Here is a 24,001-nt window from a genome sequence, read left to right as displayed (position 1 = left end):
GTTTCCTCCACTGGCAGCTACAGGTCGCTACCGAAGGTCCGTCATTGTCCGTCAATGCTACGGAAGTCCGCCGGTGTCCGTGCGTGAGTTGCCACTGACCGCGAAGTTCTACGCGTGTCTTCAAGCAGTTGTCCGGGCCTTGGAGCGGTCTGAAACTCGGTGTACGCGGAGGAGAGGAGGAAGACCTCATGTGAGCTCTGACTGATCGCCGTAGAAAAGCCGAGGCCGCCCCCTGGTACTTCGGGGCCGAAGCAGGGGGCGGCCATCTGCTCAAACACAAGGAGACTCATGTTCGTCGACTGCAGGATAGACCTACCGGCCGCGAGTATGGCTTTCGTCGCCCTGCTCGTACTCGGCATCGTGCTGATCATGTCCCCCTCCGCCCAGGCGGTCCTCCTCCAGGACGGATCGTTGTTCCTGCCGGCAGTGGCCTGCCTCATGGTGGGTGCCAGGTCCGCAGGGGGGAGGGGACGCTGATGGCCCACGACCACGTCCGGATATGCGCCCGGTGCGAGGAGCGGGCTGCCGAGCTGCTCTACACACGGCCGGTGAACCATTGCTCGGGCGCGATGCTGATCGCCGAAACCTGGGAGTGCCGACGCTGTCGGCTCAGGTTCGACTGCCTGGTGGGGTGTACGGAGAAGTGCCTCCCCGGGCACTTGCCCATCCGGAAGACGTGCCGCTGAAAGGCGGGTGTGCGTGGGCCGCCTGTCGAGGCGCCTACGCACACAAACGTCCTGGGCGGGAAGGAACAGACGGTCATACACCTGCCGAAGTCACAGGCAGTGCAGGTGAACCTCAGTCAGCCGCCCGTCGACCACTTCCGCGGTCATGTACGTACAGTCGGGCTGCCGCCGACGGTCCGTCGGGGAGCCGGGATTGAGCAGCCGAAGATCACCCGGAGCCGTTGTGTCCCACGGGATGTGACTATGCCCGAACACCAGTACATCCAGGTCGGGGAAACGTTCGGCGCATCTGCGCTCACGGCCCTGGGCGGGGCCGGTCTCATGGACGATTCCGAAACGGACGCCATCCAGTTCGACCCGGGCCACCTCGGGCAGCCGGGAACGCAGCTCGGGTCCGTCGTTGTTGCCGTACACCGCGACGAGCCTGGACACACGACCCTCCAGGAGCTCGAGCGTCGGCACGTCGACCCAGTCGCCGGCATGGAACACCACATCGGCGCATTCGATCGCGTCCAGCAAGGGTGTCGGCAGCTCACGCGCGCGCTTGGGCACGTGCGTGTCCGAGGTGAGCAAGAGGTGCATGGTCTCCACCCTGCATGATCCGGCTCGCGCCCGCGCCGGCGACGCGAGGACGCCGCTCCGGGCAACCGCGGGAAGACCACGCCACTGGGGTGCACGGACGGCGGCACCACTGGACGAACCGGCTCGCCCGGTCAACACGCGGGAAGCCGCCACGCCGGGGCCTGGAACGCATGCAGAGAACTCCCGGCCCGGAAGGAGGCGCGCAACCCGCTCGCACAAGCAAGTCCGCGCCCGCGTTGAGCACACCCCTTAGGCACCGGTGGTGACGGGCACACCGGAGCGCCCGCTTCCCGGGCGGTGAGAGGGATTTTGCGGGCTGCCGGGCATATGCCATGCTGCTCCCCCTCTGGGGAGGGGATCATGAACACATTCACAGGCCGCGCCACCGGCAGAGCGGTCGGAACTGCCCTGGCGGGGGCTGCCGCGTGCCTCGCGTTGCCCGCCTCCGGCGCGGAGGCTGCAACCACCTGCGCCGCCGGGGTCTGGAAAGCGTCGTACTACGCGAACACCACGTTCGCCGGGACCCCTAAGGGGACCGTGTGCGACTCCGCGATCAGCGAGAGCTACGGCACCGGGGACCCGGCCGGTGTCACGCTGCCGCGCGACAACTTCGGGGTCCGCTGGTCGATGACCCGCGACTTCGGTTCCGGGGGGCCTTTCGCCTTCAGCGTGGCCGTCCAGGACGCCGTCCGCGTCTACCTCGACGGCACCCGCAAGATCGATCTGTGGTCCAACCTCTCGTCGACCCGCAGCAGGACCGTCTACGTCACCGTGCCCAAGGGTGCCCACACCATCCGCGTCGACTTCGCCGCCTTCACCGGCAGCGCGAACGTCACATTCGGCTACGCGCCCAGGACCTCGGCCACCGTCGACAGGATCGCCCCGCTCGCCCCGGCCGGCGCGAGGGTCGCGTACGACAAGGTCACCAGCAAGGCCACATTCACCTGGTCGAGGAACAAGGAGATGGATCTCGCCGCGTACAAGGTGTACCTACGCAGACCGGGCACCAGCACACAAGTGGTGCGCACCACCGCCGCGTCCTACACGACGACGCTGCCCGCCACAGGTGCGGTCTACCGCTTCGGCGTCGACGCCGTGGACATCGCGGGGAACACCTCGTCCTCCGGCATCGATCTGCCCGTCACGACCGTTGACCGGACGGCTCCGCAGGCGCCCACCGGCCTGACGGCCGCCGACAGCCAGTGGGACGTCACCCTGGCCTGGAAGGCGAGCGAGGCGGGCTCCACCTTCAGGCTGTACCGGGCCGACTCGGCCACCGGGCCGTACTCCCTCGCCGGTACGACGAAGGCGACAACGCTGGCCCTCACCGACGTCCCCTACAGCGCGGCGCGCCACTACAAGGTGACTGCCACCGACGCCTCGGGCAACACATCGGCGGCGTCCGCCGTGCTGTCCTACACCCGGCCCACTGCCGTTCCCCGGCTCTACCACGCCGAGAACAACGAGGCGGACACCGGCATCCGTCTGCTCTGGGAAGCACGCCTGAACGCCAGCACGACGGGGTACCGCGTCTACCGTTCCGAGCCCGGCTCGGCCGACCCCTCCTGGCACGCCGTCACGTGCGAGGACTTCGGGCAGGGCGGCTCGACCCCGTACGTGCAGGTCCACTACTGCACCGACCGCACGGCGGTCCCCAAGACCGCGTACCACTACGCGGTGACGTCCGTCGACGCCCAGGGGCGCGAGTCGGAGCGGTCCGCTCCGTATGCGATCACGCGCGTGGACAGGACGCCCCCGCCCGCCGTCACCGGGGTGACCGCCAAGGCCACGCCCTACGGCGTGGTGCTGGACTGGGATCCCAGCACGGCTCCCGACATCGCCGAGTTCGTCATCCGCAGGGAGCCGGTGGAGAAGCTTCCCTGCTGGTGCAACCTGGCCGAAGTGGACGCCGGCACCACCCACTTCGTGGACACGGAGCTGCCGGACGGCGAGACCCTGACCTATTCCGTGGATGCCCTGGACACCTCGGGCAACTCCCTCTACACGCTGTACCTGAACCCGGAGAGCATGACGTTCGCCGAGGTGACGGAGCTGGACCTGACTCCGTCCGTGGACACTCCGGCGGGCGCACCGCTCGATCTCACCGCCAGGGCCGCTGATTCGGGCCAGGCGGTGGAGCTGGGCTGGGGCGCGGTCGGGGAGGCGACCGGTTACCGCGTCTACCGCTGGAACCACGACGCCGGGTCGTACGAGCAGCTGACGGCGGAGCCGGTCACTGGTCTGTCCTACACGGACACCACGCCCGCCACCGGCACGACCCACTTCTACTGGGTGACCGCCGTCCACGCCGACGGGACCGAGTCCGCTCCGGGGGACGCCTGGGCGATCCTGCAGCCCGGACGCTGACGCCACCACCGGCCACCAGGCCGGCGACCGGGCCGGACCGTTTCGACGGTCCGGCCTTCGTCGTCACCGGCCGGGCTGCCGAACCGCCTCGGCATGAGCCGGAGTCCGGCCCCTTCGGCCCGGCGCGCACGGGAGCCCCAGGGGCGGGTAGAGGTCCAGCACCCGGACCGGCTCGCCCTCCTGCCATGTGCATCGCGCCCGAACGCTCCGACCAGGGACCTCACGAGGCGGATGAGGCGGGCGACCGCGTCGGGCTCGCGGACGGACCGGTACGGCCGCATGCACCAGCCGGGGCGTGGGTTGCGGAGGCAGTGGGCGTCGGCAAGGCGCTCGGCCGTGGGGAACTGCTGGGAGTGGGGGAGGGATCCTCGGAGGGTGTGGCTGAGGTCGCCGGGGACCAGGGGGACCAGGTGGGGTGAGCCCAGGGGCTAAAGATGATCATCTGCGGTTCGTGGGCGACTGCCACCTGTTCCACGGTCCCGCCGGGCTGGAGAGAGGCCTCAGGAGCGACCGGCGCGGCAGGGTGGGCGTGGGTGGGCCGACAGGAGCTGGAAAGCTGCCCGGTGAGGGAATCCGCAGCCAGCGTGACGGCCAGCCCCACCCCGGCCACCCCGACCACCGCGACCAGAGGGCGCCACGCTTGGCGAGGAGATAACAGACCGGCGCCCCACCGCAACGCCCTGGCAGTGGCAGCGCGCGCGGAGGTGTGCAGCTCCTCGGCGTCCTGCTGCGCCTGTACGTGCAGTTGCTCGGCCTCCGCCTGCGCATCCTGCAGCAACTGGTCGGCATCGTGCTGGGCCTGGGTGCGCAGGCGCTCCGCCTCTGCTTCCGCGTCGGCGCATATACGGACGGCTTCCTCGTGGGCAGCTGAGCGCAAGTCCTCGGCTTCCCCAAGGGCCTGGTCGAGCACGTCCTGCGCGGTGGCGCGCACTCGTATCCACGGAGCGTGGGCCTGCCGCTGCAGGAACTTGACGTGCTGCCACCGGTCGCGCCACTGGTCCACGAGCTCCGGGCGAGCCCGGGAGGCGGCCGGGGTTTCCGGCAGAGGAGGCTGCGGGTTGCTGACCACCCGGACGAATTCCAGCAGTGCCTCCAGGGAGAGGAGGCGCTTGCCGGCCAGTGCCTCGTTGAGGCCGGCCTTGGTCAGCTTCGGCCGGACGGATGCCTTTGCCATGGTGGCGTAGGACGGCGCGCCATACGCGATGTGGAGCCGGTTCAGCTCCATGGTGAACTCGCGCAGCGCTTCCTCGTACGCGTCAATGGCGGCAGCGTCCTCCGGCCCCACCTCGGAATTGCTGTATGTCACCGGATCACACTCCCTGTTGTGAAATGCCACGCTAGAGGGACCGGTATCGGAACGTCCACGGATTCCGCCGAACGTTCCCGAACGCCCTGGACCGTTCAGCGTTGCGCCGCTTCGTATAGGCCGGTGAACTGCGGCGTCCGGGTCCATGCGGGGCCGTACAGATCACTAGGTGCCCAGGGTGTGCGGCGGTCTGCTGGAGGCATGGCTGACATCGACACAACCTCCCAGATGCCCGAGCCCCAACTGCCCCCCGCCTCCCGGGGGCCGGCGCTGCCGCCCGAGCGGACACGGCACCAAGTACTCGACTTGGTGGTCCTCGTCGCCCTGCTAGGCGTGTGCGCCGGGGTGTACCGAGCCGTCGGGGACGCCGGCTTCTCCGTGATCATCGGGGCAGTCGCCGGACTGTACGGCACCTGGCGCATCAGGCGCTGACTGGGCGGGCCACGCCCGGTTGGCCCCTTTGGCTCTGAGGACCTCTGAGGCCCGATTGACGCGTACTCGAGGAGTTGGGTCTGCGTCCGGCCATCCGCGCGTACAACCTCAAGAGCAGACGGGGAGTCAAACATGCAAGGACCAGCGCCTGGGGGCCGCCACGGACACGCACGCCTCCACCGGAGGCCATCGTTCGAAGTCAACGGCCCAGCGCCAGCTGAAAGGCCGGACCATGAGACCGAGAGTGACTGCCGGGGCGGCACGCGCCGCTTGGGCCTGGTGTGCCGCGATGGTAATGGGCCTCGGCCTGGCCGCCGCGCCGCCCTCTGCCGCCGACCCCGCGCCGGAAGGATACTTCGCGGTCTACGCACCGCCGAAGCACGAGGTGGCCCGCGCAGGGGCGGTGCCCAACGAGGCCCGGTTCAAGGAAGTGCAGATCCAGTTCGTCAACGCCCGTACCCAGCAGGATCTGGTGCAGGACGTCGAGCTGGTGATCGACACCACCGGCGCCAAGGATGTCGCGGAGTTCCGCTTCGCGCCGGACTGCACTGTGGCAGGGGCGGTCGCCACCTGCCCGGTCGGCGATGTCGAAGTGCGCTGGAACGCCGAGCCCAACGTCACCTATTCCTACAAGGTCCGTGCCAGGGCCGGAGCGGCGGACGGCGCCACGGGACAGGTCAGGTACACCGCCCGGTCGGCCAACACCCCACTCGGGAACGAGAGCGAGCTCACTACGGCCGTCACGGTCACCGAGGCCGCCGACTTGGTGCTGACTCCGCCGGCGCAGTACCGGATCCGGGTGCCCGCGGGCGGGAGCGTCCCGTTGCCGCTGGAGGTGTCCAACGCGGGCAGTCAGACCGTGCCGCGCACCTATCTGCGGATGTGGGGCTTCGACGGCGACAACCGGGCAGAACTGCTCGGCAGCTATACCAACTGCTGGTACCAGACCCGCGACCCCAAGAACGCCAAGTCCCCCAAGGTCGGCGCCGTGTGCCTCCTGAACACGCCGCTCCCGGCCGACTCGGCGCGGCACGTGCTGTCCCCGCCGCTGAAGATCGGCATGGGCAAGTACGAGGAGTTCAGCAGGCTGGAGTACATGGTGCTGCCGAATGTCCCGGAACAGCCCCGCGGCGTGCGGGGCACCTCGGGCGTGCTGAAACTGGCGCCCAAGCCGCAGCAGAAGGCGGCGCAGGCCGCGCCGCCGCCCCGCGAGGTCGACGGCTCCGACAACTCCGTGATCGTCGGGTTCGACACGGGCCAGGTGGCCGATCTGGCGGCCGCCGGCGCAACCGTGAAGACACGCGTCGGCGAGCGGTTCACCGCCGTCGTCGGAGTGACCAACCGGGGCCGGGCCTCGTATCGCGGCCCCGGAGAGGCTGTGATGGTCGAGATCCCGCGCGGACTGAAGGTGCTGAGGTCCGACAAGCGGTGCAAGTCGTCGCCCAACACCACGCACTGGGAGAACTACACGGACCCCACGTTCGGTGACGGTCCCGATGATGACGCTCCCGTCCCGACGGGCGCACTGTACCGGTGCAGGGTCCCCGGAGAACTGCTGCCGGGCATCAGGCCCGTGCTCGGCTTCACGCTCACGGCGACCCGGACGCTCCACGCAGCGCGAGGAGTGGTGTTCCTCAGTCAGGGGAGGGCGGCTCCCGGCCGCAACAACCTCGGCTTCCTGACGGTCACGGCCACCGCGGCCGTCGGCGGCACCAGCGGGGGCGACACGGGACAGAGGCCCGGAGGCTCGGGCACGGCCGGGGGCTCGGAGGGAATGACCACTGGCGGCTCCGGTGACCTCGCGGCAACCGGGTCGGGCTCGACGGTTCCCGTCGCACTCGCCGCGCTCGGGGCGACGGGGCTGGGCGTGATCCTCTTCGCCGTCGCAAAACGAAGCCGGCCAAGCACTTCGACCGGCAGGCCGTCAAGGAGATAGGCCATGCGCGGGGCGTCGTAACCTGCATCGAAGACGAATACCCGCCGTGAATGCCCGGTTGGGGAAGTCCCCGTCGAGCAGCCGCAACGGCCCCGCCGTCAGCGACAGACGCTGCGCGAGCATGTAGAGCGCAAGCCGGTCCTCGTCCAGTCCGTCCACCTCCAGCGGTCGGTTACATCGACGGCGTCGATCCCTGCTAGTGCTCTGACCGGGAAGGTTCGCCGGGGCGGCAGCTTCGCCTCGATAGACTGCACGGCGTGATCGACTCATACACGAGTTCCGACGATGTTGCAGTTGCGATAGCCGGGGCGCGGGCCGGCGCAGACGTGGTCCGCAGCATGTATGGCCAGCGGCTCAGCCGCATCTACAAGGGTGCCGGGGACTTTGCCACCGCCGCCGATGTGGAGGCCGAGAAGACGATCCTCGGCGTCATCCGTGCTGCACGGCCCGATGACGCGGTGCTCGGCGAGGAAGGCGGGCAGCAGGGCGCCGCCGACGCTGTGCGCCAGTGGTTGGTGGATCCCCTGTGCGGCACGCTGAACTACGCCGTCGGCAACATGCTGGTGGCTGTCAACGCGGCGCTGCGCGATGGGGCGGCGGCGGTGGCTGACCCGTTCAGCGGCGAGGTGTTCTTCACCGACGGGGAGACCGCGTGGGTGCGGCATGACGGAGCCGACGACGCACTGCTGACGCCCTCGCCCGCTACCCGGCTGGTGGACGTCAACCTGGATCCGCCGTTCCCGAGTGCGCCGGCATTCCGGGCCGTGGATCTGCTGGCCCATCCTGAGTTCGTGGAACGTTTCCGGCCGCGTGTCGTATCCACGACGCTGGCGCTGGCCTGGGTTGCTGCCGGCAAGCGCGCCGCGTATGTCACCGATGGCGGCGACCTCTCCAGGAGCGTGCATTTCGCGGCCGGTATCGCTTTGTGCCGGGCTGCTGGCTGCGTTGTCACCGGCATCGACGGTGCCCCGATAGGTGAGGCAGGTCGTGGGCTTGTGGTCGCCGCCGACGACGAGACCCACAGGCTGCTGATGTCGATGATGCGCAGCCGAAGCTAGTGCTGCGACCGCATGGGTTTCGCCGGGCTGGGTCAGGCTGCGGCCTGGAAGGGCCTGCCGCCCCAGCGGATGCCCTTCTCGCCGCGGATCCGGGCACGTTCACGGCGTTGAGCTGCGAGGACGTCTGGGTGGCGGGCGTTGGCGTTGCGCCAACGCAGGTAGGCGTGCAGGGCCCGGGTCTGGACGGTGTGGTTGTGGTGGTTGGAGTTGGCGATGGTGAACTGTCTCAGCGGGCCGAAGTGGGCCTCGATCGGGTTGGCCCAGGACGCGTAGGTCGGGGTGAAGCGCAGGTTGACCTTGTTCTTCTTCGCCCAGCGGCGGATGTCGGTGCCCTTGTGCGCGGACAGGTTGTCCAGGATCACGTAGATCGGTGCGCCGTCGGGGCGGGCCGCCCGGATCGACTTCAGCGCGGCCAGAGTGTTCGCGGCACCTTTCTTGCGACGGTTGACGCCCCAGAGGATGTCGTCGCCGATGGAATAGCAGCCGTGGAAGTAGCGGACCCCGTGGGTGCGGTGGTAGGTCGCAGGATGCCGCTCGGGCCGGCCTTGCTCGGCCCAGCACGACCCGGCGGTGGGCCGGATGCCGAGCGGCCCGAACTCATCGAAGGCAAAGATACGGTCCGGGAAACGCTTCAGCACCTCCTCGATGCGGTCCAGCTTTGCGTCGCGCTCCGGATCGGGCGATTCCTTCCACGACTTGGTGCGCTGGAAGGTCACGCCGCGGCGGGCGAGCAGGCACCGCAACGCCTCGCGGCCGATCCGGATGACACAGCCGTGCACTTTCCGCGGGTATGCGGCGAGTTTGCGGATGGACCAGCGAGTGAAAGGCTGGCCGAGCTTGGTCGGGCGAGTGGTGGCCGTCTGCACAACGAAGTCCTCATCGTCAGGGCTGAGAAGGCGGGGACGGCCTCCCGCCCACCGAGGGTCCAGGCAGGCCAGGCCGATCTCGTTGAACCGGTGGATCACATGCGGGACGGTGTCCTCATCGGCCTGCACCAGCTTCGCGATCACCGGCACCCGGTTCCCGCCGGCCGAGGCCAGCAGCATCATCGCGCGCCGGTAGCGCACCGAACTGGTGCTGCCCCGGCGCACGATCCGCTGCAGCTTCTGCCCCTCCTGGTCGGTCAGTCTGCGCACACGGACAAGCTCAGCCACCACACCCCCAGCAGTCGGACCGGACGTCAGTACATCCGGAGGCGCCGCGGGCAGCCGGCGGGCGAGCACCACGCCTCCGTCCGCGAATGGGACGACGAACTCTCCGAGGTCGTCGAACGTGTCCTGGTGGTCGCCCGGCGACCTCAACGCCCGTTCCTCGATGAGGACTCCGGACGGAGCTGTGACACGGACCGTCAGCGTGTCGACGTTCCTGAAGAGGAAGACAAGGAAGAACCTGCCGTCCGGTGTGGAGAGAGTGCGCGGGTCGGCCGTGTCGTCGGGCCCTTCGAAGCCGGTCATGTGCGCCTCGGCGACGGCGCCTTCGACTCCGATCCCCCCCAGTCTCGCCCAGTACAACCCGCGCCATCAGTACATGCGGCATGATTCCCCCCGAATCAGTCCATGAGGTCAATAAGCTACTGCGCCCTAACGCCCGGCGGGAAGAGTACGGATAGAGGCGCCGGAACGAGACGGGATGGTTCAGGCGTCCGGATACAGAATGCAAGCGCCGTTGCGGAAGGCCGCCTCACTGACCCTCGGGGGCCGAAGCCATGCGAACGCACAGTTTCTCGGCCGCGGCACGGTCGCTCCGATACGTCGCGATGACGGTGGCGCCCATGACGGCCAGCGCACCCTGCTCGTACATGGAGCAGCCGCCGCGCGCAAGTGGCCTGTCGCGGCGCCCGGTTACTGCGAGGCGGCGAACACCGTCAGGCGACGCCCATGCGGGCAACCTGGCGGGACAGTTCGTCCGCGGCCTCGCGCACCGGAATGACGTACTGCTCGATCTTCTCGTCCGGCACGCGGTGGGAGAGCGCCGCGATACTGATGGCGGCGATGACCCGGCCGTCCTCGGCCCGTACCGGCGCCGCGATGCCGAGAACGTCCGGGTCGAGTTCGCCCCGCCCCACCGCGTATCCCTGCTCGCGGATGTCGGCGAGATGGGCGCGCAGCTCGCCAGGGTCGGTGTACGTGGCGTCGGTGAAGCGGGCGAGGGGCTCGGCGAGCAGTTCGTCGAGTTCTTCTTCGGGCGCCCAGGCGAGCAGGGCCAGGGCCGCCGCCCCGGCGTTGACCGGCAGTACCTGTCCCCGCTCGTAGGACAGACGCAGGGTGTGCCCCGCCTCTTCGCGCTCCAGGCAGACGACAGCGGCACCGGCCCGCCGAGTGAGCAGCGCCGGCACTTCCGTCCGCTCGACCAGGGTCCGCATGACAGGCCTTGCGAGGTCGGAGAGCCCGACTCCCTTGCGTGCCAGGCGAGCCAGGTCCAGCACCCGCGGGCCGAGCCGGAAGCCGGAACCGCCGTCGTTCTCCTCCAGGAAGCCGTTGGAGGTCAAGGACTGCAGATAGCGGTAGGCGGTGGACCGGGCGACGCCGAGATGCGTGGCCACCTCGGTGGCGGAGAGAATGAGCCGCTCGTCGCCGAACAACAGCAGAATGTCCAGAGCCCGGTCGGCAGTCGAATTGCGCCCGCGGTATCCCTGGCTGCTTCCCGTATCGCGGGGCGTGGTTCCTGACATGCGAGAAAGGTAGCAAGGGGGCAGCGGAGCGCAAGATCCCTCCTCGCCTACTGCACCGGCTGGTATGCCGCGCCGTCGTCGGCGAGCAGCCGCTCGGCCTCCGCGTAGATCGCTTCGGGTTCCATGCCGAAGTCGATGGACTTACGGAAGGGCTGGCGCACCTCCTTCTCGATGCGCAGGTAGACCTCGTTGCGGTTGCCTTCCGGGTCGAAGAAGTAGATCCCGAAGGCGTTGCCGTGCGTGACCTCCTGCTGCACCTTCACCCCTTCCTCCTCGAAGAGGCGGTGGAAGGCGCGGATGTCCTCGAGCGATGCCACCCGCCACGAGATCTGATGCTGCTGCTTGTCGCCTATCGCCGCGGTGCGACCCTTCTGCAGCACGAACTCATGGTGCTCCTCCTCAGGGCGCGCGCTGAGGAAGACGATGCCGAGCCCCTCGTCCTCGTCGGTCACGGTCAGGCCCATCAGCCGCTCGTAGAAGTCCCGCATCTTCGGCAGGTCGTACACCCACAGGCCGGTATGGCCGAGTCCGGTGATCGCCATGAGGCCGCCCTCTCTCTGATGTCCTATAAAACAGGACAGCTATCCTGCATTACGAAACAAGAGTACGATCGCCTCCAGGATCGGTCAACGACAGAAGAGGTGCACGACCCATGCGACTGGCAACGCTTCGAGTCCTGGGAGAAACCCGCGCAGCACGCCTCGACGGCGACGAGTACGTCCTGCTGCCCCACGCGGATGTCGCCGCCCTGCTGGCCGAGGGCGAGCACTGGCAGAGCCTCGCCGCACAGCAGGAAGGTGAGCGCGTGGTCGCCGCGGAAGCCGACTTCGCGACCCTGATCCCGCACCCGAACAAGATCATCTGCCTGGGCCTCAACTACGCGACGCACATCAAGGAGATGGGCCGCGACACCCCCCAGTACCCGACGCTCTTCGCCAAGTACGACGGCTCGCTCATCGGTGCGCATGACCCCGTCATGCTGCCCAGCGTGAGTGACCAGGTCGACTGGGAGGCCGAACTGGGCTTCGTGGTCGGCCGAGCGGCGCGCCACGTCCGGAAGGAGGAGGCACTGGAGTACGTCGCCGGCTACACCGTCGTCAACGACGTGACCGTGCGCGACTATCAGCGCCGCACCCGCGAGTTCCTCGCGGGCAAGACCTTCGAGGCCACGACGCCCGTCGGCCCGGTCCTGGTGACCGCCGACGAGTTCAACGGGGCAGAACCGGACCTGGAGATCCGCTGCGAGGTCGACGGTGCGGTGATGCAGCGGTCGCGGACCTCGGACCTGCTGTTCGGGATCGCCGACATTCTCGCGTACGTCAGCGACATCCTCACTCTGCTGCCCGGTGACGTGATCTGCACCGGCACCCCGGGAGGCGTTGGCGACGGCCGTGACCCGAAGGTCTACCTGAAGGAGGGGCAGACCCTGCGGACGGTCATCGAGGGTCTCGGCGAGACGCGCAACGTCTGCGTACTGGAGAAGACCGCCTGACCGAAGGCCGGCCCAACGCCTCGGTGCCCGGCACGACTTACGTGCCGGGCACCGAGCCGTTGGCCATGGCGAGCGGGGAAAAACGCAGCTACGCGAGTCAGGCGGGAAGACGGCCATTGCACCGGCCGCCCTCCGGCGCAACAGCGCGCTGAGCCGTCACCGCGGCGGTGAGCCGCGGGCAGCCCGGCCGACACGGGCGCGGCCGCCGAGAGCCTGCGGACGGGGCGGGCGTCGTTCCGGCACTCGGCGGCCGGGGTCACATGGCCGGTTTGAGGAGGATGCGGCCGACGAGGTCGGTGGCGTTCTCCATCAGCGCGTGCGCTTCGGCGGCCTTGGCCAGCGGGAACCGGGCCGCGATCGGGGAGTGCAGCCGGCCGTCGGCCAGCAGGGCGAGGACGCGCAGTGCGTCCTCGTGGCGCGCCCCCCGCACGCCGACAATGTCGGCTTCCAGGCGGGTCAGGTCGAAGACCGTGAAGGGCATGGGGCCGGGCGGGTTCTGCTCTCCGGCGGCGGGGCACAGCCTGCCGCCCAGGCGCAGCGCGTCCAGGGCGAGGCGCAGGAGGTGCGAACTGGTCGAGTAGTCGACGGCCTGGTCGACGCCCTGTCCGCGCGTCAGGTCCCGAAGGGCGACTCCGGCCGCTTCCAGGTCGTCGGTGAGGACCACCTCGTCCGCGCCGGCCGCCCGCAGTCCGTCCGCCCGGTCGGCATGCCGGGTGGTGGCGATGACCCGTACGCCGAAGACCCTGGCCAGGCTCAGGGTGGCCAGTCCCATGGGGCCTGCGGCGCCCGTCACCAGCAGGGTGTCCCCCGCCGTCACGCGCAGCCGGTCACGCAGTACGCGGTGGCTCGTGCCGAAGGGCCACAGCGTGACCGCCGCCTGTTCGAGAGCGACGTGTTCGGGCAGCGGCAACCACAGCCGCTCGTCGCGCACCAGGTGTGCGGCGTACGCGCCCGGGGCCTGGTGGCCGGGGATGGCGATGCCCGTGGAGAGGTTGCCCAGGCTCCGGTAGGTCTCCGGTGCGTGGGGGTTTTCGGGGTGGACGACGGCGACGACGCGGTCGCCGGGGTGCAGTGCTGCGACGTCGGGGCCGGAGGCCAGGACGGTGCCGGCGGCTTCCCGGCCCAACTGCTGGGGCATCGGGAAGGGGTTGCGGCCGGGCAGCTTCGTACCTTTCTGCAGTCCACGCCGGTATTTGAGGTCCCAGCCCGACACGGCCGCCGTGTCTACCGCCACCAGCACATCGGTCGGCCCCAGTGGAGCCAGGGGTGTGCGTTCATGGACAAGTTGCTGTGGTCCGCCGTGCTCATGGACCCAGACGGCGTCGGTCGTCGTGGGCAGTGTCATGCCATCACCTCTCGTAGTTCCGAGCCCACGCCCGGAATGTCGTGGGGGCCCATCACGGCCGCGATGTAGCGGTCGGGTTTCACCAGGACGAACCGGTTACGGGCGGCGGCCAGTGCCTCCTCCAGCCGGCCGTCGGCGTCGGCGATCGCGTGCCGGCCCGTCTGCGCCGCCGGCAGGCGGTCGCCGAGGAAGACGTCGATCCGGCGGATCGGCCAGGCGATGTCACGCCACTCGGGCCCGTCGAATCGCTGCCAGGCCTCGTCGGGGACGTCCACGCCGAGCAGCACGAATCCGTGTCCGAGGACGTCGTCGAGCATGCGCGGGCGCAGACTCGGGGGGACGAGCACGCGCGGCTGCGGCAGGATGCTGCCCGTCAGCCTGTGTGCTCCTTGGACGAGCCCGGCGTCGTGCCGGGCGGGCGGCCGGAACCGCATCTGGGTGAGATAGCGGCGGCCGGGCGGTGTGAGCAGCAGCGAGCGGGCGATGATGTCACGGAAGAGGGCGCGTCGTTTGTTCGTGGTCATGACCACGTCGCCGAGCTGCCGGGAGTACTTCACCATCGCCGTCGCGTGGGGCCTGCGCTCCAACTCGTAGGTGTCGAGGAGTTTTTCGGCGGCTCGGCCGTGCCACACCTCGCTGATCTTCCAGGCGACGTTGGCGGCGTCCCGCACCCCGGAGTTGAGGCCCTGCCCGGCGAACGGCGGCATCATGTGGGCCGCGTCCCCCAGCAGCAGGCAGCGGCCGTCGCGCCAGCGGTCGGCGACCACCGCGTTGAAGGTGTAATTGGTGGATCGCTCGACCTGGTCCTCGCTGATCTGCCGGTAGGGGGCGATCAGGCGGCGGATCGTCTCGAAGTCCGCCTCTCCCTTCTGGCCCTCCCCGGGGTGCAGGAGGAATTCGTAGCGGCAGCGTCCACCCCGTCCCGGCACGATCACGGTGGGCCGGTCGGGGCGGCCGTAGTGCATCCCGTACCGCTCGTCGTGGTGGTCGCCCGTGGTGTCGGCGACCAGCCACACCTCCTCGTGGCTGCTGCCGGTCATGCCGATGCCGCGTAGTTCACGGATGGTAGAGCGTCCGCCGTCGCAGCCAAGAACCCAGCTGAACCGCTGGACTTCGCTGTCGCCCGACTTCTCGCCGGTCGTACGCAGCCCCACCGACACGCAGTCTGTGTGCCCGTCCTCGGGCACGGCGACGAGTTCGGTGGAGAACCGGACGTCCGCCTCCGGGCGGGACTTGAGGGCGTCCAGCAGGACGCGCTCCAGTTCCGGCTGGGCGAACTGGTTCTTGAAGGGGTAGCCGAGCCGGTAGGGCTGTGGGCCGCGGGCGTGGAAGAGCGGCCGTCCTTTGCGGTCGTAGTAGCGGGTGCCGGTGCCGGGAACGACGGTCTGAAGGACCGGGCCCGCGAGATTGGCCGTGTGAAGGGTGCGCAGCGATTCGTCGTCCAGGCTGATGGCTTTGGCCTCGTCGCTGGTCGACGCGTTGCGTTCGACCAGCGCAACCTGGACGCCGGAGGCGGCGAGGAGGTTGGCGACGGTAAGCCCGACTGGTCCGCCGCCCACCACCAGCACGGGGAGCGGGGCGCGGCTCACGGGTTGACCACCGCCATCCAGATCGGCTCGGTCCGGCTCTGCATCGCGTCCACGGCACGCTCGACTTCGGCCAGCGGGAAGCGGTGGGTGATGAGGTCGTCGACGTCCAGAGCGCCGCCGCCGAGCAGGTTCAGTACGTCCTGCGCGTCGCTGCGGGTACAGGCGCGGGTGCCGATGATCCGCCAGCAGTTCGCCATGACGGCGACCATGGGAAAGAGCAGCGGGGAGCGGTTGGCGCCCATGTGGACGAGGCTGCCGCCGGTGGCGAGCGCTGCCAGCGACTGGGCGGTGGCCGGCCCGTCCGGGACGAAGTCGAGGACGGCGTCGGCGCCCTGCGGCACCAGGGCGCGCAGGGCCTGGGTGAGTCCGTGCGTGGCGCCCCAGTCGGCCGGCAGCGCGTCGAACGCGACCACGTCCGTGGGGATGGTTCCGGCCAGGGGCCGTACCGCGTCGAGGCGTTCGGTGCTGCGGCCGACCAGGATGAGACGGGCCACGCCGAAGTGGGCTGCGAGTTTGATGGTGGCGGTGCCCATGGTGCCTGTCGCGGCCGTCACGATCAGCGTCGCTCCCTTGGGCAGCTGAGCCAGCTTCAACGCCCGCAGTGCGTTGGCGAGATCGTGCACCTTGGCGCCGATGTCGAAGCTGACGGAGTCGGGCAGCGGGTCGACGAGCCAGTGCGGCACGCGGACGTACCCGGCGAGGCCGCCGTCGTGGTAGCGGTCGTACAACGGCATGGGGACGTCGCCGAAGGCGGCGTGGCCGATCATCGCCTGCTGGGGGCACATCATGTCGCGGTCGGTGCGGCAGAAGTCGCAGCTGCGGCAGTTCAGATTGGGGTGCACGCGTACGCGCCGGCCCAGCGGGATACCGGTGACATCGCTGCCGACGCCGACGATGATGCCCGCGGCCTCGTGGCCGAGGGTCGTGGGCAGGTGTTTGAAGGCGCCCTGGGCCAGCAGCGTCATCATGCCGGGGGCGAGCCCGGCGGAGGCGACCTTGACCAGGACATCCTGGGGGCCCGGCTCCGGTACGGCGATCTTGTGCAGTTGCAGTGCGCCGGATCCCTTTTGGGCCCGGGCGGCAAGCATGGCAGTCATGGATGCGGCTCCTTGACGTGTGCGGTGGAGTCAGGCGCGCAGGGCGGCGAGCCGCTGCGGCGAGTACGGTTCGGCGGTCCTGGACGTCTCGGCGATCTGGGGCAGGTCGCGGTCGGAGTACAGGGCGATGTATTCGGTGTCCCGCGCGCTGATGCTCGTGTGGGCGAGGCCCAGCGGGATGCGGACGAAATCGCCGGGGCCGAGTTCGACGGTGCCCCGCTGGGAGACCAGGGTGCGGCGGCCGCTGATCTGGTACTGGATCTCGTCCGCGTCCAGGGTGCGCCGGTAGACGCGGCCGTCACAGGAGGCCAGGCGGATGGTGGCAAGCCGGAAGGCCGGGGAACGGTAGAGCCAGGTCACTCCGTAGGCCTCGGACCCGCGCAGCACCTGCAGCCGGTCCTTCTCCGCGTGGACCTGCTCGAGCAGGACGCGCTCGTCCACGGGGAACACGGTGATGTCGTGCCCCGGGGTGCCCATGCACTGGGTGACCGCCTCGTTGACCGCTCCCGCTTGCCAGCCGGGAAAGGCGGGGAACACCGGCTCCGACTGGGATATGGCCGCGCGGCCTTCTGTGACCGGGGCGGGCGTGTAGAAGAGGAGGTGGCTCTCCTTGCGGCCGTAGTTGTCGTGGGCCACCCCGCGCGGCAGCCGGGAGAAGTCGCCGGGGCGGTGCTCCACGACACCCAGTTCGGTCATGAGAGTGCGCTCGCCCGCGACCTGGTAGGAGATCTCGTCGACGTCGCAGTTGCGGTGGTAGAAGGGCTGCCGGTTGTCCATCGTCTGCCACTCCACCCGCACTTGGGCGCTCTCGTAGACGCCCCGCGGCGGTGCAAACGGCTGCGCCGTGTACTCCTGGGGGAAGTGCACCACCGTCAGCAGGTCGTGGTCGTGCCACAGCTTGACGGGGAACGGGCTGGGGTGGGGAGGGGCGAGGAGTTGGTCCTCGTCGCGTTCGACGGTCCGCGGCGGCTGTTCCGAAAAGACGACCTGGATGATTTCCTGCACTGTTCCCATGGGGACTACCTCGCTTCGTCGAGTGGTGGACCGTCCGGCGGCGGGCTGCTCAGGCGGTCTGCGGGAGGTGGCGCTTGAGGAAGGTGTGGGTGCGCTGCCAGGCGGTCTCCGCCGGATCAGCGCAGTACATGTGGGGGCGGGCGTCGCAGGCGAAGGCGTGGCCCGCGCCCTCGTACACGTAGCTGTCGAACGTGACTCCGGCGGCGTTCAGCGCGGCGTCGATCGCTGCCACCTGGTCGGCGGGAATGGTCGGGTCCTCGGCGCCGACGTGCAGCAGCATGGGTGCGTCGATGGACTTCGCGCGGTCCAGGACGGCGTGCGGCCCGGCGGCGATGCCGGGCCCGTAGAAGATGACGGTGGCGGCCAGACCACTGATCGAGGCGGCGGCGGTGAACGCGGCGCGGCCGCCGAAACAGAAGCCGTTGACGGCCGTACGGGCCGCGGGGATGGCCTCGGCCTGCGCGAGGTGGTCCAGGACGGCGTTCACATCGGTGACGATGGCGTCCGGGCCGATCGCGCCGATCAGCGGCATGGCTTCGGCGTGCTGCTCGTAGCCGAGGGTGCCGGCCCCGTTCCGGTGGAAGAGGTCCGGGGCCAGGGCGAGGAAGCCGCGGGCGGCATAGCGGTGGGCGATGTCCTGGATGTGATGGTTGACGCCGAAGGCCTCTTGGAGCACAACGACGGCCCGGTTGGCCGGTGTGGCGGGACGGGCGGCATACGTGCGCATCGGGCCGTCCGCGGTCGGCAGGGTGACCCAGTCGGTCGCCACAGAAGCGGGAGGGGGCTGGTCGCTCATCTTTCGGTCCTTCGTCTGATGGAGGTGAGCGGGCGGAGGGGGAAAGGCGCCGTCACCCGGCGGGCGGTCTTGGACGCAGTTCAGGTCCGCCAAGATCCTTTGGCGGTCTGTTGCGGGTCTCGGGTCGAGGCAGGGCGCGTCAGGCTGCCCGGCTCGTGGCCGCGAGGCGGAGCAAGTAGCCCCAGCCCGCCTCGAGTTGGCTGTCCGGCCAGCATTCGGCGCGCTTGGCGCGGGCTTCGTCCGCGTCCGAGTGAGTGCGGACGCCTCCGGCGCTGAGGGCCGTCAGCTGCGTGCGGCAGGCACGGCCCAGGAGCACGGCGTGCATCACCGCGGTGGGAACGCTGTGTCCCGCTGCCACCAAGCCGTGTTTGGGCATGAGCGCCGCCGGGGCGTCACCGAGCGCGGCGGCGAGCGCCTTGCCGAGTTCGGGCGTGCTGACCAGTCCCCCGGTGTCACGGAAGCGCGGGACGTCCTCGCCGCCGAAGAGCGCGCCTTCGTGGGACACGGCCAGCAGCGGCACATCGAGCGCGGCGAACGCGACGGCGTCCGGGGCGTGGGTGTGCACGGAGCACACCGTCTGCGGCTGCGCGCGCAACACTTCGAGGTGGATGTGGCATTCCTTGTGCGGGGTGCCCTCGCCCTCGAGTACGTCGGCTTCGAACGAGACGAGCTGAAGCCGGTCCTCGCGGACCTCTCCCAGCCCCCACCCCGGGGCTTTGATCCACATACCGCGGCCGTCCGGGTCGCGGACCGCGGCATGCCCCCACACCATGTCGCCCTGGCCGGCCGCTGCCAGTGCGTGCGATGCCTTGACGGCCAGGTCCCGGGCCTCCAGGGGAGTCACGGCGTGGGCAGGGCGTCGTAGTAGCGGGCGGCACCCGGGTGCAGGGGCACGGGCGTCTTGCCCATCGTGACCGGATCGAGCGGGTAGGTGATGGGGCTGCGCTCCGGGGCGAGGTGGCGGTACTGGCCCTCGATGATGTGGCGCGTCTCGCCGAGCACCCAGGCGATCGCGTAGGCGACGTCCTCGGGCAGGTCGGCGCGGGTGAGGACGAGGAAGTCGGAGTAGTCCAGGGTGCGAAAGCTCCGGCAGCCCGGGAAGTGGCCCTCGTCGACGGTCGCTGCGGGCCAGCTGTAGTCGTCGCGCAGGCTGTCCAGGACGTCCTGCTCGACTTCCAGGAAGTTGAGGTCGGTGCCGATCTCCTGCCAGGCGGGCAGCATGTATGCCTCGTGAACGATGGCGTCGGCCCGGCCGTCCCGGACGTGATCGAGGGTCTCGAAGGGCCGCTCGTCCTCCAGGAGTTCACCGCCCCATCCCAGGATGTCGACGCCGGAGCGGGTCAGGAGTTCGTGGGCGGCGAGTCCGACGTAGTTCACTCCGTCGTTGACCGCGGTGGCGAGTTTCACGGCGGGCTTGTTCTCCCGCAGTTCGGGGAAGGAGCTGATGCCGAAGGACTTGCGTATCCCCACGACGAGCCGGTCGCGCTGCGGCACCACGCCCAGGGCGCGCAGCTGCGGAAAGTGCTCCTCGCTGAAGACCCCTCGCCCGTCGAGTGCGGCGGTGGTGAAGGCCACCGGGGTGGTCATGGCGACGTCGACCTCCCCGCGGCCGACCGCGCGTACCGCGTCGCTGAAGCCGCGGCTGTTCCAGATCGCGACCTTGGTGTGAGGGCCGCAGCGGTCAGTGAGCTCCTGGGAGATCCAGCCGCACACGCGGTGCAGGTTCGCGCTGCCCCAGTCACCCCGCAGATGAAGCGTGAGGGACCGGTCGATCGTGGGCTCTTGGGGACGTCCATCCCTGGCCATGTGCTGAGACATGTCACTCCCTAAGCCGTGGTGGCGCCCGCCGTTGTAGCGCCGTCCTGATATTGAGGACTATGGTCCTGATATGCAGAAAAGGCTAGCCCTAGAGGTAATCCGGCGGCAACGTGGGGTGCGACTGACGGGCGGCTCCCGGGTCGCAGAACGTCACGTCAATGAGCATACCTCTAGCAATAGAGGTATTGGGAGGAGGTGGAGCCCGGCTCGCCTGCCTCCGGAGCTCCCCGTTGCCCGCAGGCGTCAGTCGGCGGGGCCCTCGCGCGCGGTCGTGTGCTCCGCGATGAGGCGCATGGCCTCGTCACGGTCGCGTTTGTCCAGCGCGTCGATCAGCGCGGTGTGCAGCCGGCACCGATCGCGAATGTGCTCGGACAGGGGGCTTTCACCGTCGGGGCGCACGGACAGCGTGTGCTCCTCGACGAGGTCGAGCAGGCTGAGATACAGCGAGCGCAGGAGCGTGTTCGGGCTGACCGCGGCAATCCTCGCGTGCAGACGCCAGTTGGCGCGGATGAACGCGTCCGGGTCTTCGGCGTGCGCGGCGTCCTCCATCTCCCGTAGGGGTCGGCGCATGTCCTGGATGTCGGCCGGCGAGGCGTGCCAGAGGGCGTCCTCGATCAGCAGCGGATCGAGGGCGTTGCGGATCCGTACGGCCTCCGAGACGTCCGACGCGCCGGCGTCCAGGGCCAGGACCGAGTGGCCGAGCCGCACCATCGGGGACTGTTCCGCCGCGAAAAGGCCGCCGCCCGGGCCCGGCTTGACCGTGACGAGGGCCCGCGCCTGCAGCAAGCGCAGCGTCTCGTTGAAGGTGCCCACCGAGACGCCGCACCGCGCGCGCAGCTCGTCCTTGGTGCCCAGCCGCGCCCCCGGTTCAGCCTGGGCAACCAGCGCCGCCACTACGTCCGCCGCCATCTCCGCCCGCCCTTGCCCGCCGGACTGCCCCCAGTCACCGCGCCGCAGCGCCGGGGGGTCGACCGTTTGCCGGCCCGCACTCTCGCCCCGGTCGCGCTTCGCGTCGACGCCGTCCTTCGCCACCACGTACTCCCCTCGCGCCTGCCGACCAGGCACACACGCCTTCACCCGACCACGTCTTTGATTATGACGAATAGCCTCTCACCCCTTGACGTTCCTCGTAACCCGGATGCAGCATCACCATAATCATCATGATGAATGGAGATCCCGTGGTCGCCACACTTGGTGAGCAGGAGTTCCGTGACCTCATGGCAGGTGTCTGCGCACCCGTCACGATCGTCACCGCAGCCCAGGACGACATTCCGTACGGCGCCACTGTCAGCGCCTTCGCCTCGCTCTCGCTGAGGCCTCCGATGGTGACCGTCGCGCTCGACCGGGGCTCGAACGTTCTCGCTCGCATCACCGCCACCGGACGTTTCGGCGTCAACATCCTCAGCCGCGTCCAGGGCGACCTCGCCCTGGACTTCGCACGACGCGGAACCGATCGCTTCACCGACGTGGACTGGCGATACGACCACCACCTGCCCCGTCTGGCGGATGCTCCGGGCTGGCTCGTGTGCGACGTGACCCAGGCCGTCGAGGGCGGGGACCACCTCCTGCTGCTCGGCACCGTCACCCACGCCCGCACGAGACCCGCCGCGCCTCTTGTCTACGGCCACCGCACCTTCGGCACGCACTCCGCGTACGCGGACCGCCCGCGCCGTGCCATTACCGACCACGTGGAGGCGTGCGCCCGCTGACTTCCGTCAGTCCGCGCACCCCTGTCTCGCTCCTCAGAGAGGACACACCCATGACGACCAGGGAAGAACTCGTCGCCCGTGCCGCGGCCCTTCAGCCGCTCCTGCGCGCGCACGCGGGAACAACGGAGACAGACCGCAGGGTCCCGGACGAGGTGATCGACGCCATCGCCGAGGCCGGGCTGTTCAGGCTGGCCACCCCCAAGCGCTACGGCGGCCACCAGAGCGACATGCGCACCATGCTCGACGTGTCGGCCGCGCTCGCCGAGGGCGACGGCTCCACCTCCTGGGTCGTCACCCTCGTCAACGTGTGCAACTGGCTCACCAGCCTCTTCCCGGGCAAGGCACAGGACGACGTGTTCGGAGCCAACCCCGAGGCCCGTGTCACAGGGGTGCTCAGCCCCACCTCCACCGCCGTCAAGGCCGAGGGCGGCTGGCGCGTGACCGGACGCTGGTACTACAACTCCGGCTCCTCGCACTCGGACTGGGCCGTGCTCGGCGTGCCCCTCACCGACGACTGCGGCGAGGTGATCGACCAGGGACTCGTGCTCGTCCCCCGCTGCGATCTGGACCTCGAGGAGACCTGGTTCGTTGCCGGTATGAAGGGCACCGCGAGCAACTGCCTGGTCGCCGAGGACGTCTTCGTCCCCGAACACCGCGTGCTGTCCGTCCCCGCCGCGATCGAGGGCCGATACGCCACCGAGCACACGGACGAGACCCTGGCCCGGTCGGCGTTCGTCCCGATCCTCGCGCTCGTGCTGGTCGGCCCCCAACTGGGCCTGGGCCGGGCCGCCCTGAAATACGTCACGGAGAAAGCGGCCAAGAAGCCGGTCTCCTACACGTTCTACGAGAGCCAGGCAGACTCGGTCGCCGTGCAGATGCAGATCGCCGAGGCCGCCCTGCGCATCGACACCGCCCACCTCCACGCACAGCGAGCCGCTGCCGACATCGACGACGCGGCAGAGCGCGGCGACTACCCGGACCTGCTCACGCGCGCCCGGGTACGCGCCGACACCGGCTGGGCCATCCACAACGTCCTCGATGCCATCAACACCCTCGTCTCCGTGCACGGCGCCGGCTCCTTCGCCGAGGTCAATCCGCTCCAGCGGATCTGGCGCGACGCCAACACCGCCGGTCGGCACGCCGTGGCAGCACCCACCGTCGCCACCGAGGTCTATGGCAAGGCCCTCCTCGGAATCGACGAGCAGATCACCCCCCTCGTCTGACCCGTTCCGCACCCACACAGGAGTCAATCCGTGCGAACCGCCAATCTGTCCGGCCGCCTCGTCCTCATCAGGGACGACGGCACCGCCGTCGACGTCGAGCAAGCCAGCGACGGTCTTTTCGGCGCCGACCCGCAGGCCGTCTACTCACGCTGGCCGGAGTTCCACGCGTGGGCCACCGACTCAGACCTCCCGGCCGGCTCACCCTTCGACGTACGGGACCTGGGCGCACCGGTGCCCGCCCCGCGCCAGGTCCTCGCAGTGGGCCTCAACTACCGCGACCACGTGGTCGAGTCGGGCTTCGCCCTGCCCGACACCCTTCCGCCCGTCTTCACCAAGTACATCAGCAGCCTGACCGGGCCGGTGACCGAAGTGCGACTGCCCGAGGGCGGCCACACCGACTGGGAGGTCGAACTCGTCGCTGTCATCGGCAAGGAGGCCTACCGCGTGGCCGAAGACGACGCCTGGCTCCATGTCGCGGGGCTCACCGTCGGCCAGGACATCTCCGAACGCATCTCACAGCTCGCTGGTCCCGCTCCGCAGTTCAGTCTCGGCAAGTCCTATCCCGGCTTCGCTCCCACCGGGCCCTGTCTGGTCACCCCGGACGCCTTCGCGGACCCCGACGACCTGGAGCTGGGTTGCTCCCTCAACGGCGAGGAGATGCAGAAAGGCCGAACCCGGGACCTGATCTTCTCCGTTCCGGCCCTGGTCGCGAAGCTGTCGGCGGTGCTGCCGCTGCTGCCCGGCGACGTCATCTTCACCGGCACGCCGGCCGGGGTCGGACTGGGCCGCAGCCCACAGCGCCGGCTGGCCGACGGAGACGAGCTCGTCTCCTATATCGAGGGCGTCGGCGAACTGCGGCAGACCTTCCGCGCCTGACCAT

At 69.6% G+C, this 24,001-nt stretch carries 22 protein-coding genes and 1 pseudogene; 9 read left to right on the top strand and 14 right to left on the bottom strand.

What is annotated here, in order from left to right:
• The first annotated feature begins 327 nt into the window (after positions 1 to 327).
• Positions 328 to 477, top strand: coding sequence for a hypothetical protein (locus ACQEVG_RS36305; protein ID WP_432991915.1), 150 nt, complete (start codon positions 328 to 330; stop codon positions 475 to 477).
• A gap of 299 nt (positions 478 to 776) precedes the next feature.
• Here ACQEVG_RS36305 and ACQEVG_RS36300 read toward each other — a convergent pair whose 3' ends face one another.
• On the bottom strand, positions 777 to 1,268 hold the full coding sequence (locus tag ACQEVG_RS36300) for a metallophosphoesterase family protein (protein WP_432991913.1): 492 nt from the start codon (positions 1,266 to 1,268) through the stop codon (positions 777 to 779).
• A 360-nt stretch (positions 1,269 to 1,628) separates the two neighbouring features.
• On the opposite strand from ACQEVG_RS36300, the gene ACQEVG_RS36295 reads away from it, so the two are divergent.
• Positions 1,629 to 3,635, top strand: coding sequence for a fibronectin type III domain-containing protein (locus ACQEVG_RS36295; protein ID WP_432991911.1), 2,007 nt, complete (start codon positions 1,629 to 1,631; stop codon positions 3,633 to 3,635).
• Positions 3,636 to 3,855: 220 nt separating this feature from the next.
• Here the strand turns inward: ACQEVG_RS36295 and ACQEVG_RS36290 are convergent, their stop codons facing one another.
• The gene (locus tag ACQEVG_RS36290; protein WP_432991909.1) at positions 3,856 to 4,941 is read right to left on the bottom strand and encodes a hypothetical protein; all 1,086 of its coding nucleotides are present in this window, start codon (positions 4,939 to 4,941) and stop codon (positions 3,856 to 3,858) included.
• 201 nt (positions 4,942 to 5,142) lie between these two features.
• Here ACQEVG_RS36290 and ACQEVG_RS36285 point away from each other — a divergent pair, with 201 nt between their 5' ends.
• Entirely contained in the window at positions 5,143 to 5,373 is a 231-nt protein-coding gene (locus ACQEVG_RS36285; protein ID WP_432991907.1) for a hypothetical protein, read from the top strand.
• Positions 5,374 to 5,662: 289 nt separating this feature from the next.
• Positions 5,663 to 7,309, top strand: a complete 1,647-nt coding sequence (locus tag ACQEVG_RS36280; RefSeq protein WP_432991905.1) for a hypothetical protein — start codon at positions 5,663 to 5,665, stop codon at positions 7,307 to 7,309.
• On the opposite strand, the pseudogene ACQEVG_RS36275 reads toward ACQEVG_RS36280, so the two are convergent.
• Positions 7,298 to 7,477, bottom strand: a pseudogene (locus tag ACQEVG_RS36275) (hypothetical protein); the annotation flags it as partial. The gene ACQEVG_RS36280 and the pseudogene ACQEVG_RS36275 overlap by 12 nt on opposite strands.
• 89 nt (positions 7,478 to 7,566) lie before the next feature.
• Here ACQEVG_RS36275 and ACQEVG_RS36270 point away from each other — a divergent pair.
• Positions 7,567 to 8,367: an inositol monophosphatase family protein gene (locus tag ACQEVG_RS36270; protein ID WP_432991903.1), complete on the top strand. Its 801-nt coding sequence runs from the start codon at positions 7,567 to 7,569 to the stop codon at positions 8,365 to 8,367.
• A 32-nt stretch (positions 8,368 to 8,399) separates the two neighbouring features.
• On the opposite strand, the gene ACQEVG_RS36265 is transcribed toward ACQEVG_RS36270, so the two are convergent.
• The 3 genes from ACQEVG_RS36265 to ACQEVG_RS36255 form a co-directional block, all read right to left on the bottom strand.
• Positions 8,400 to 9,521 carry an IS630 family transposase gene (locus ACQEVG_RS36265; protein ID WP_432993162.1) on the bottom strand — a complete coding sequence of 374 codons (1,122 nt, stop codon included), beginning with the start codon at positions 9,519 to 9,521 and terminating at the stop codon, positions 8,400 to 8,402.
• A 710-nt stretch (positions 9,522 to 10,231) separates the two neighbouring features.
• Positions 10,232 to 11,038 carry an IclR family transcriptional regulator gene (locus ACQEVG_RS36260; protein ID WP_432991901.1) on the bottom strand — a complete coding sequence of 269 codons (807 nt, stop codon included), beginning with the start codon at positions 11,036 to 11,038 and terminating at the stop codon, positions 10,232 to 10,234.
• Between the two features lie 47 nt (positions 11,039 to 11,085).
• Positions 11,086 to 11,580: a VOC family protein gene (locus ACQEVG_RS36255; RefSeq protein WP_432991899.1), complete on the bottom strand. Its 495-nt coding sequence runs from the start codon at positions 11,578 to 11,580 to the stop codon at positions 11,086 to 11,088.
• A 110-nt stretch (positions 11,581 to 11,690) separates the two neighbouring features.
• Between ACQEVG_RS36255 and ACQEVG_RS36250 the strand changes: the two genes are divergently transcribed.
• Complete coding sequence (locus ACQEVG_RS36250; protein ID WP_432991897.1) at positions 11,691 to 12,530, top strand: fumarylacetoacetate hydrolase family protein; 840 nt, start codon at positions 11,691 to 11,693, stop codon at positions 12,528 to 12,530.
• A 256-nt stretch (positions 12,531 to 12,786) separates the two neighbouring features.
• Here ACQEVG_RS36250 and ACQEVG_RS36245 read toward each other — a convergent pair whose 3' ends face one another.
• The 8 genes from ACQEVG_RS36245 to ACQEVG_RS36210 all read right to left on the bottom strand — a co-directional run bounded on the left by ACQEVG_RS36245 (position 12,787) and on the right by ACQEVG_RS36210 (position 21,221).
• Positions 12,787 to 13,875, bottom strand: a complete 1,089-nt coding sequence (locus ACQEVG_RS36245; protein ID WP_432991895.1) for a quinone oxidoreductase family protein — start codon at positions 13,873 to 13,875, stop codon at positions 12,787 to 12,789.
• On the bottom strand, positions 13,872 to 15,464 hold the full coding sequence (locus ACQEVG_RS36240; RefSeq protein WP_432991893.1) for a bifunctional 3-(3-hydroxy-phenyl)propionate/3-hydroxycinnamic acid hydroxylase: 1,593 nt from the start codon (positions 15,462 to 15,464) through the stop codon (positions 13,872 to 13,874). Before ACQEVG_RS36240 ends, ACQEVG_RS36245 begins: the two co-directional genes overlap by 4 nt.
• Positions 15,461 to 16,561, bottom strand: a complete 1,101-nt coding sequence (locus tag ACQEVG_RS36235) for an alcohol dehydrogenase catalytic domain-containing protein (RefSeq protein WP_432991891.1) — start codon at positions 16,559 to 16,561, stop codon at positions 15,461 to 15,463. Before ACQEVG_RS36235 ends, ACQEVG_RS36240 begins: the two co-directional genes overlap by 4 nt.
• Before the next feature lie 30 nt (positions 16,562 to 16,591).
• Complete coding sequence (locus ACQEVG_RS36230) at positions 16,592 to 17,575, bottom strand: hypothetical protein (protein WP_432991889.1); 984 nt, start codon at positions 17,573 to 17,575, stop codon at positions 16,592 to 16,594.
• A gap of 49 nt (positions 17,576 to 17,624) precedes the next feature.
• Positions 17,625 to 18,371, bottom strand: coding sequence for a dienelactone hydrolase family protein (locus ACQEVG_RS36225; RefSeq protein ID WP_432991887.1), 747 nt, complete (start codon positions 18,369 to 18,371; stop codon positions 17,625 to 17,627).
• A gap of 139 nt (positions 18,372 to 18,510) precedes the next feature.
• Entirely contained in the window at positions 18,511 to 19,215 is a 705-nt protein-coding gene (locus tag ACQEVG_RS36220) for a class II aldolase/adducin family protein (RefSeq protein WP_432991885.1), read from the bottom strand.
• On the bottom strand, positions 19,212 to 20,189 hold the full coding sequence (locus ACQEVG_RS36215; protein WP_432991883.1) for a TAXI family TRAP transporter solute-binding subunit: 978 nt from the start codon (positions 20,187 to 20,189) through the stop codon (positions 19,212 to 19,214). Before ACQEVG_RS36215 ends, ACQEVG_RS36220 begins: the two co-directional genes overlap by 4 nt.
• A gap of 243 nt (positions 20,190 to 20,432) precedes the next feature.
• On the bottom strand, positions 20,433 to 21,221 hold the full coding sequence (locus ACQEVG_RS36210; protein WP_432991881.1) for a FadR/GntR family transcriptional regulator: 789 nt from the start codon (positions 21,219 to 21,221) through the stop codon (positions 20,433 to 20,435).
• A 146-nt stretch (positions 21,222 to 21,367) separates the two neighbouring features.
• Here ACQEVG_RS36210 and ACQEVG_RS36205 point away from each other — a divergent pair, with 146 nt between their 5' ends.
• From ACQEVG_RS36205 to ACQEVG_RS36195, 3 genes are read left to right on the top strand one after another with little or no spacing between them, the layout of a single operon-like run.
• Positions 21,368 to 21,898 carry a flavin reductase family protein gene (locus tag ACQEVG_RS36205; protein WP_432991879.1) on the top strand — a complete coding sequence of 177 codons (531 nt, stop codon included), beginning with the start codon at positions 21,368 to 21,370 and terminating at the stop codon, positions 21,896 to 21,898.
• 50 nt (positions 21,899 to 21,948) lie between these two features.
• On the top strand, positions 21,949 to 23,121 hold the full coding sequence (locus ACQEVG_RS36200; RefSeq protein WP_432991877.1) for an acyl-CoA dehydrogenase family protein: 1,173 nt from the start codon (positions 21,949 to 21,951) through the stop codon (positions 23,119 to 23,121).
• Between the two features lie 30 nt (positions 23,122 to 23,151).
• Positions 23,152 to 23,997 carry a fumarylacetoacetate hydrolase family protein gene (locus ACQEVG_RS36195; RefSeq protein WP_432991875.1) on the top strand — a complete coding sequence of 282 codons (846 nt, stop codon included), beginning with the start codon at positions 23,152 to 23,154 and terminating at the stop codon, positions 23,995 to 23,997.
• Positions 23,998 to 24,001: the final 4 nt, after the last annotated feature.

It is taken from the genome of Streptomyces sp. CA-135486 (assembly GCF_050936555.1).
Lineage (GTDB): Bacteria > Actinomycetota > Actinomycetes > Streptomycetales > Streptomycetaceae > Streptomyces.
The sequence above is the reverse complement of the archived record's forward strand: the minus strand, read 5'-3'. Positions and strand labels throughout refer to the sequence as shown.

What these genes read in the sequence shown, in the direction of transcription:
- ACQEVG_RS36305 (WP_432991915.1), top strand. Translation starts at nt 328, where the DNA reads ATGGCTTTCGTCGCCCTGCTCGTACTCGGCATCGTGCTGATCATGTCC.
- ACQEVG_RS36300 (WP_432991913.1), bottom strand. Translation starts at nt 1,268, where the DNA reads ATGCACCTCTTGCTCACCTCGGACACGCACGTGCCCAAGCGCGCGCGT.
- ACQEVG_RS36295 (WP_432991911.1), top strand. Translation starts at nt 1,629, where the DNA reads ATGAACACATTCACAGGCCGCGCCACCGGCAGAGCGGTCGGAACTGCC.
- ACQEVG_RS36285 (WP_432991907.1), top strand. Translation starts at nt 5,143, where the DNA reads ATGGCTGACATCGACACAACCTCCCAGATGCCCGAGCCCCAACTGCCC.
- ACQEVG_RS36280 (WP_432991905.1), top strand. Translation starts at nt 5,663, where the DNA reads ATGGTAATGGGCCTCGGCCTGGCCGCCGCGCCGCCCTCTGCCGCCGAC.
- ACQEVG_RS36260 (WP_432991901.1), bottom strand. Translation starts at nt 11,038, where the DNA reads ATGTCAGGAACCACGCCCCGCGATACGGGAAGCAGCCAGGGATACCGC.
- ACQEVG_RS36255 (WP_432991899.1), bottom strand. Translation starts at nt 11,580, where the DNA reads ATGGCGATCACCGGACTCGGCCATACCGGCCTGTGGGTGTACGACCTG.
- ACQEVG_RS36250 (WP_432991897.1), top strand. Translation starts at nt 11,691, where the DNA reads ATGCGACTGGCAACGCTTCGAGTCCTGGGAGAAACCCGCGCAGCACGC.
- ACQEVG_RS36245 (WP_432991895.1), bottom strand. Translation starts at nt 13,875, where the DNA reads ATGACACTGCCCACGACGACCGACGCCGTCTGGGTCCATGAGCACGGC.
- ACQEVG_RS36235 (WP_432991891.1), bottom strand. Translation starts at nt 16,561, where the DNA reads ATGACTGCCATGCTTGCCGCCCGGGCCCAAAAGGGATCCGGCGCACTG.
- ACQEVG_RS36230 (WP_432991889.1), bottom strand. Translation starts at nt 17,575, where the DNA reads ATGGGAACAGTGCAGGAAATCATCCAGGTCGTCTTTTCGGAACAGCCG.
- ACQEVG_RS36225 (WP_432991887.1), bottom strand. Translation starts at nt 18,371, where the DNA reads ATGAGCGACCAGCCCCCTCCCGCTTCTGTGGCGACCGACTGGGTCACC.
- ACQEVG_RS36215 (WP_432991883.1), bottom strand. Translation starts at nt 20,189, where the DNA reads ATGTCTCAGCACATGGCCAGGGATGGACGTCCCCAAGAGCCCACGATC.
- ACQEVG_RS36200 (WP_432991877.1), top strand. Translation starts at nt 21,949, where the DNA reads ATGACGACCAGGGAAGAACTCGTCGCCCGTGCCGCGGCCCTTCAGCCG.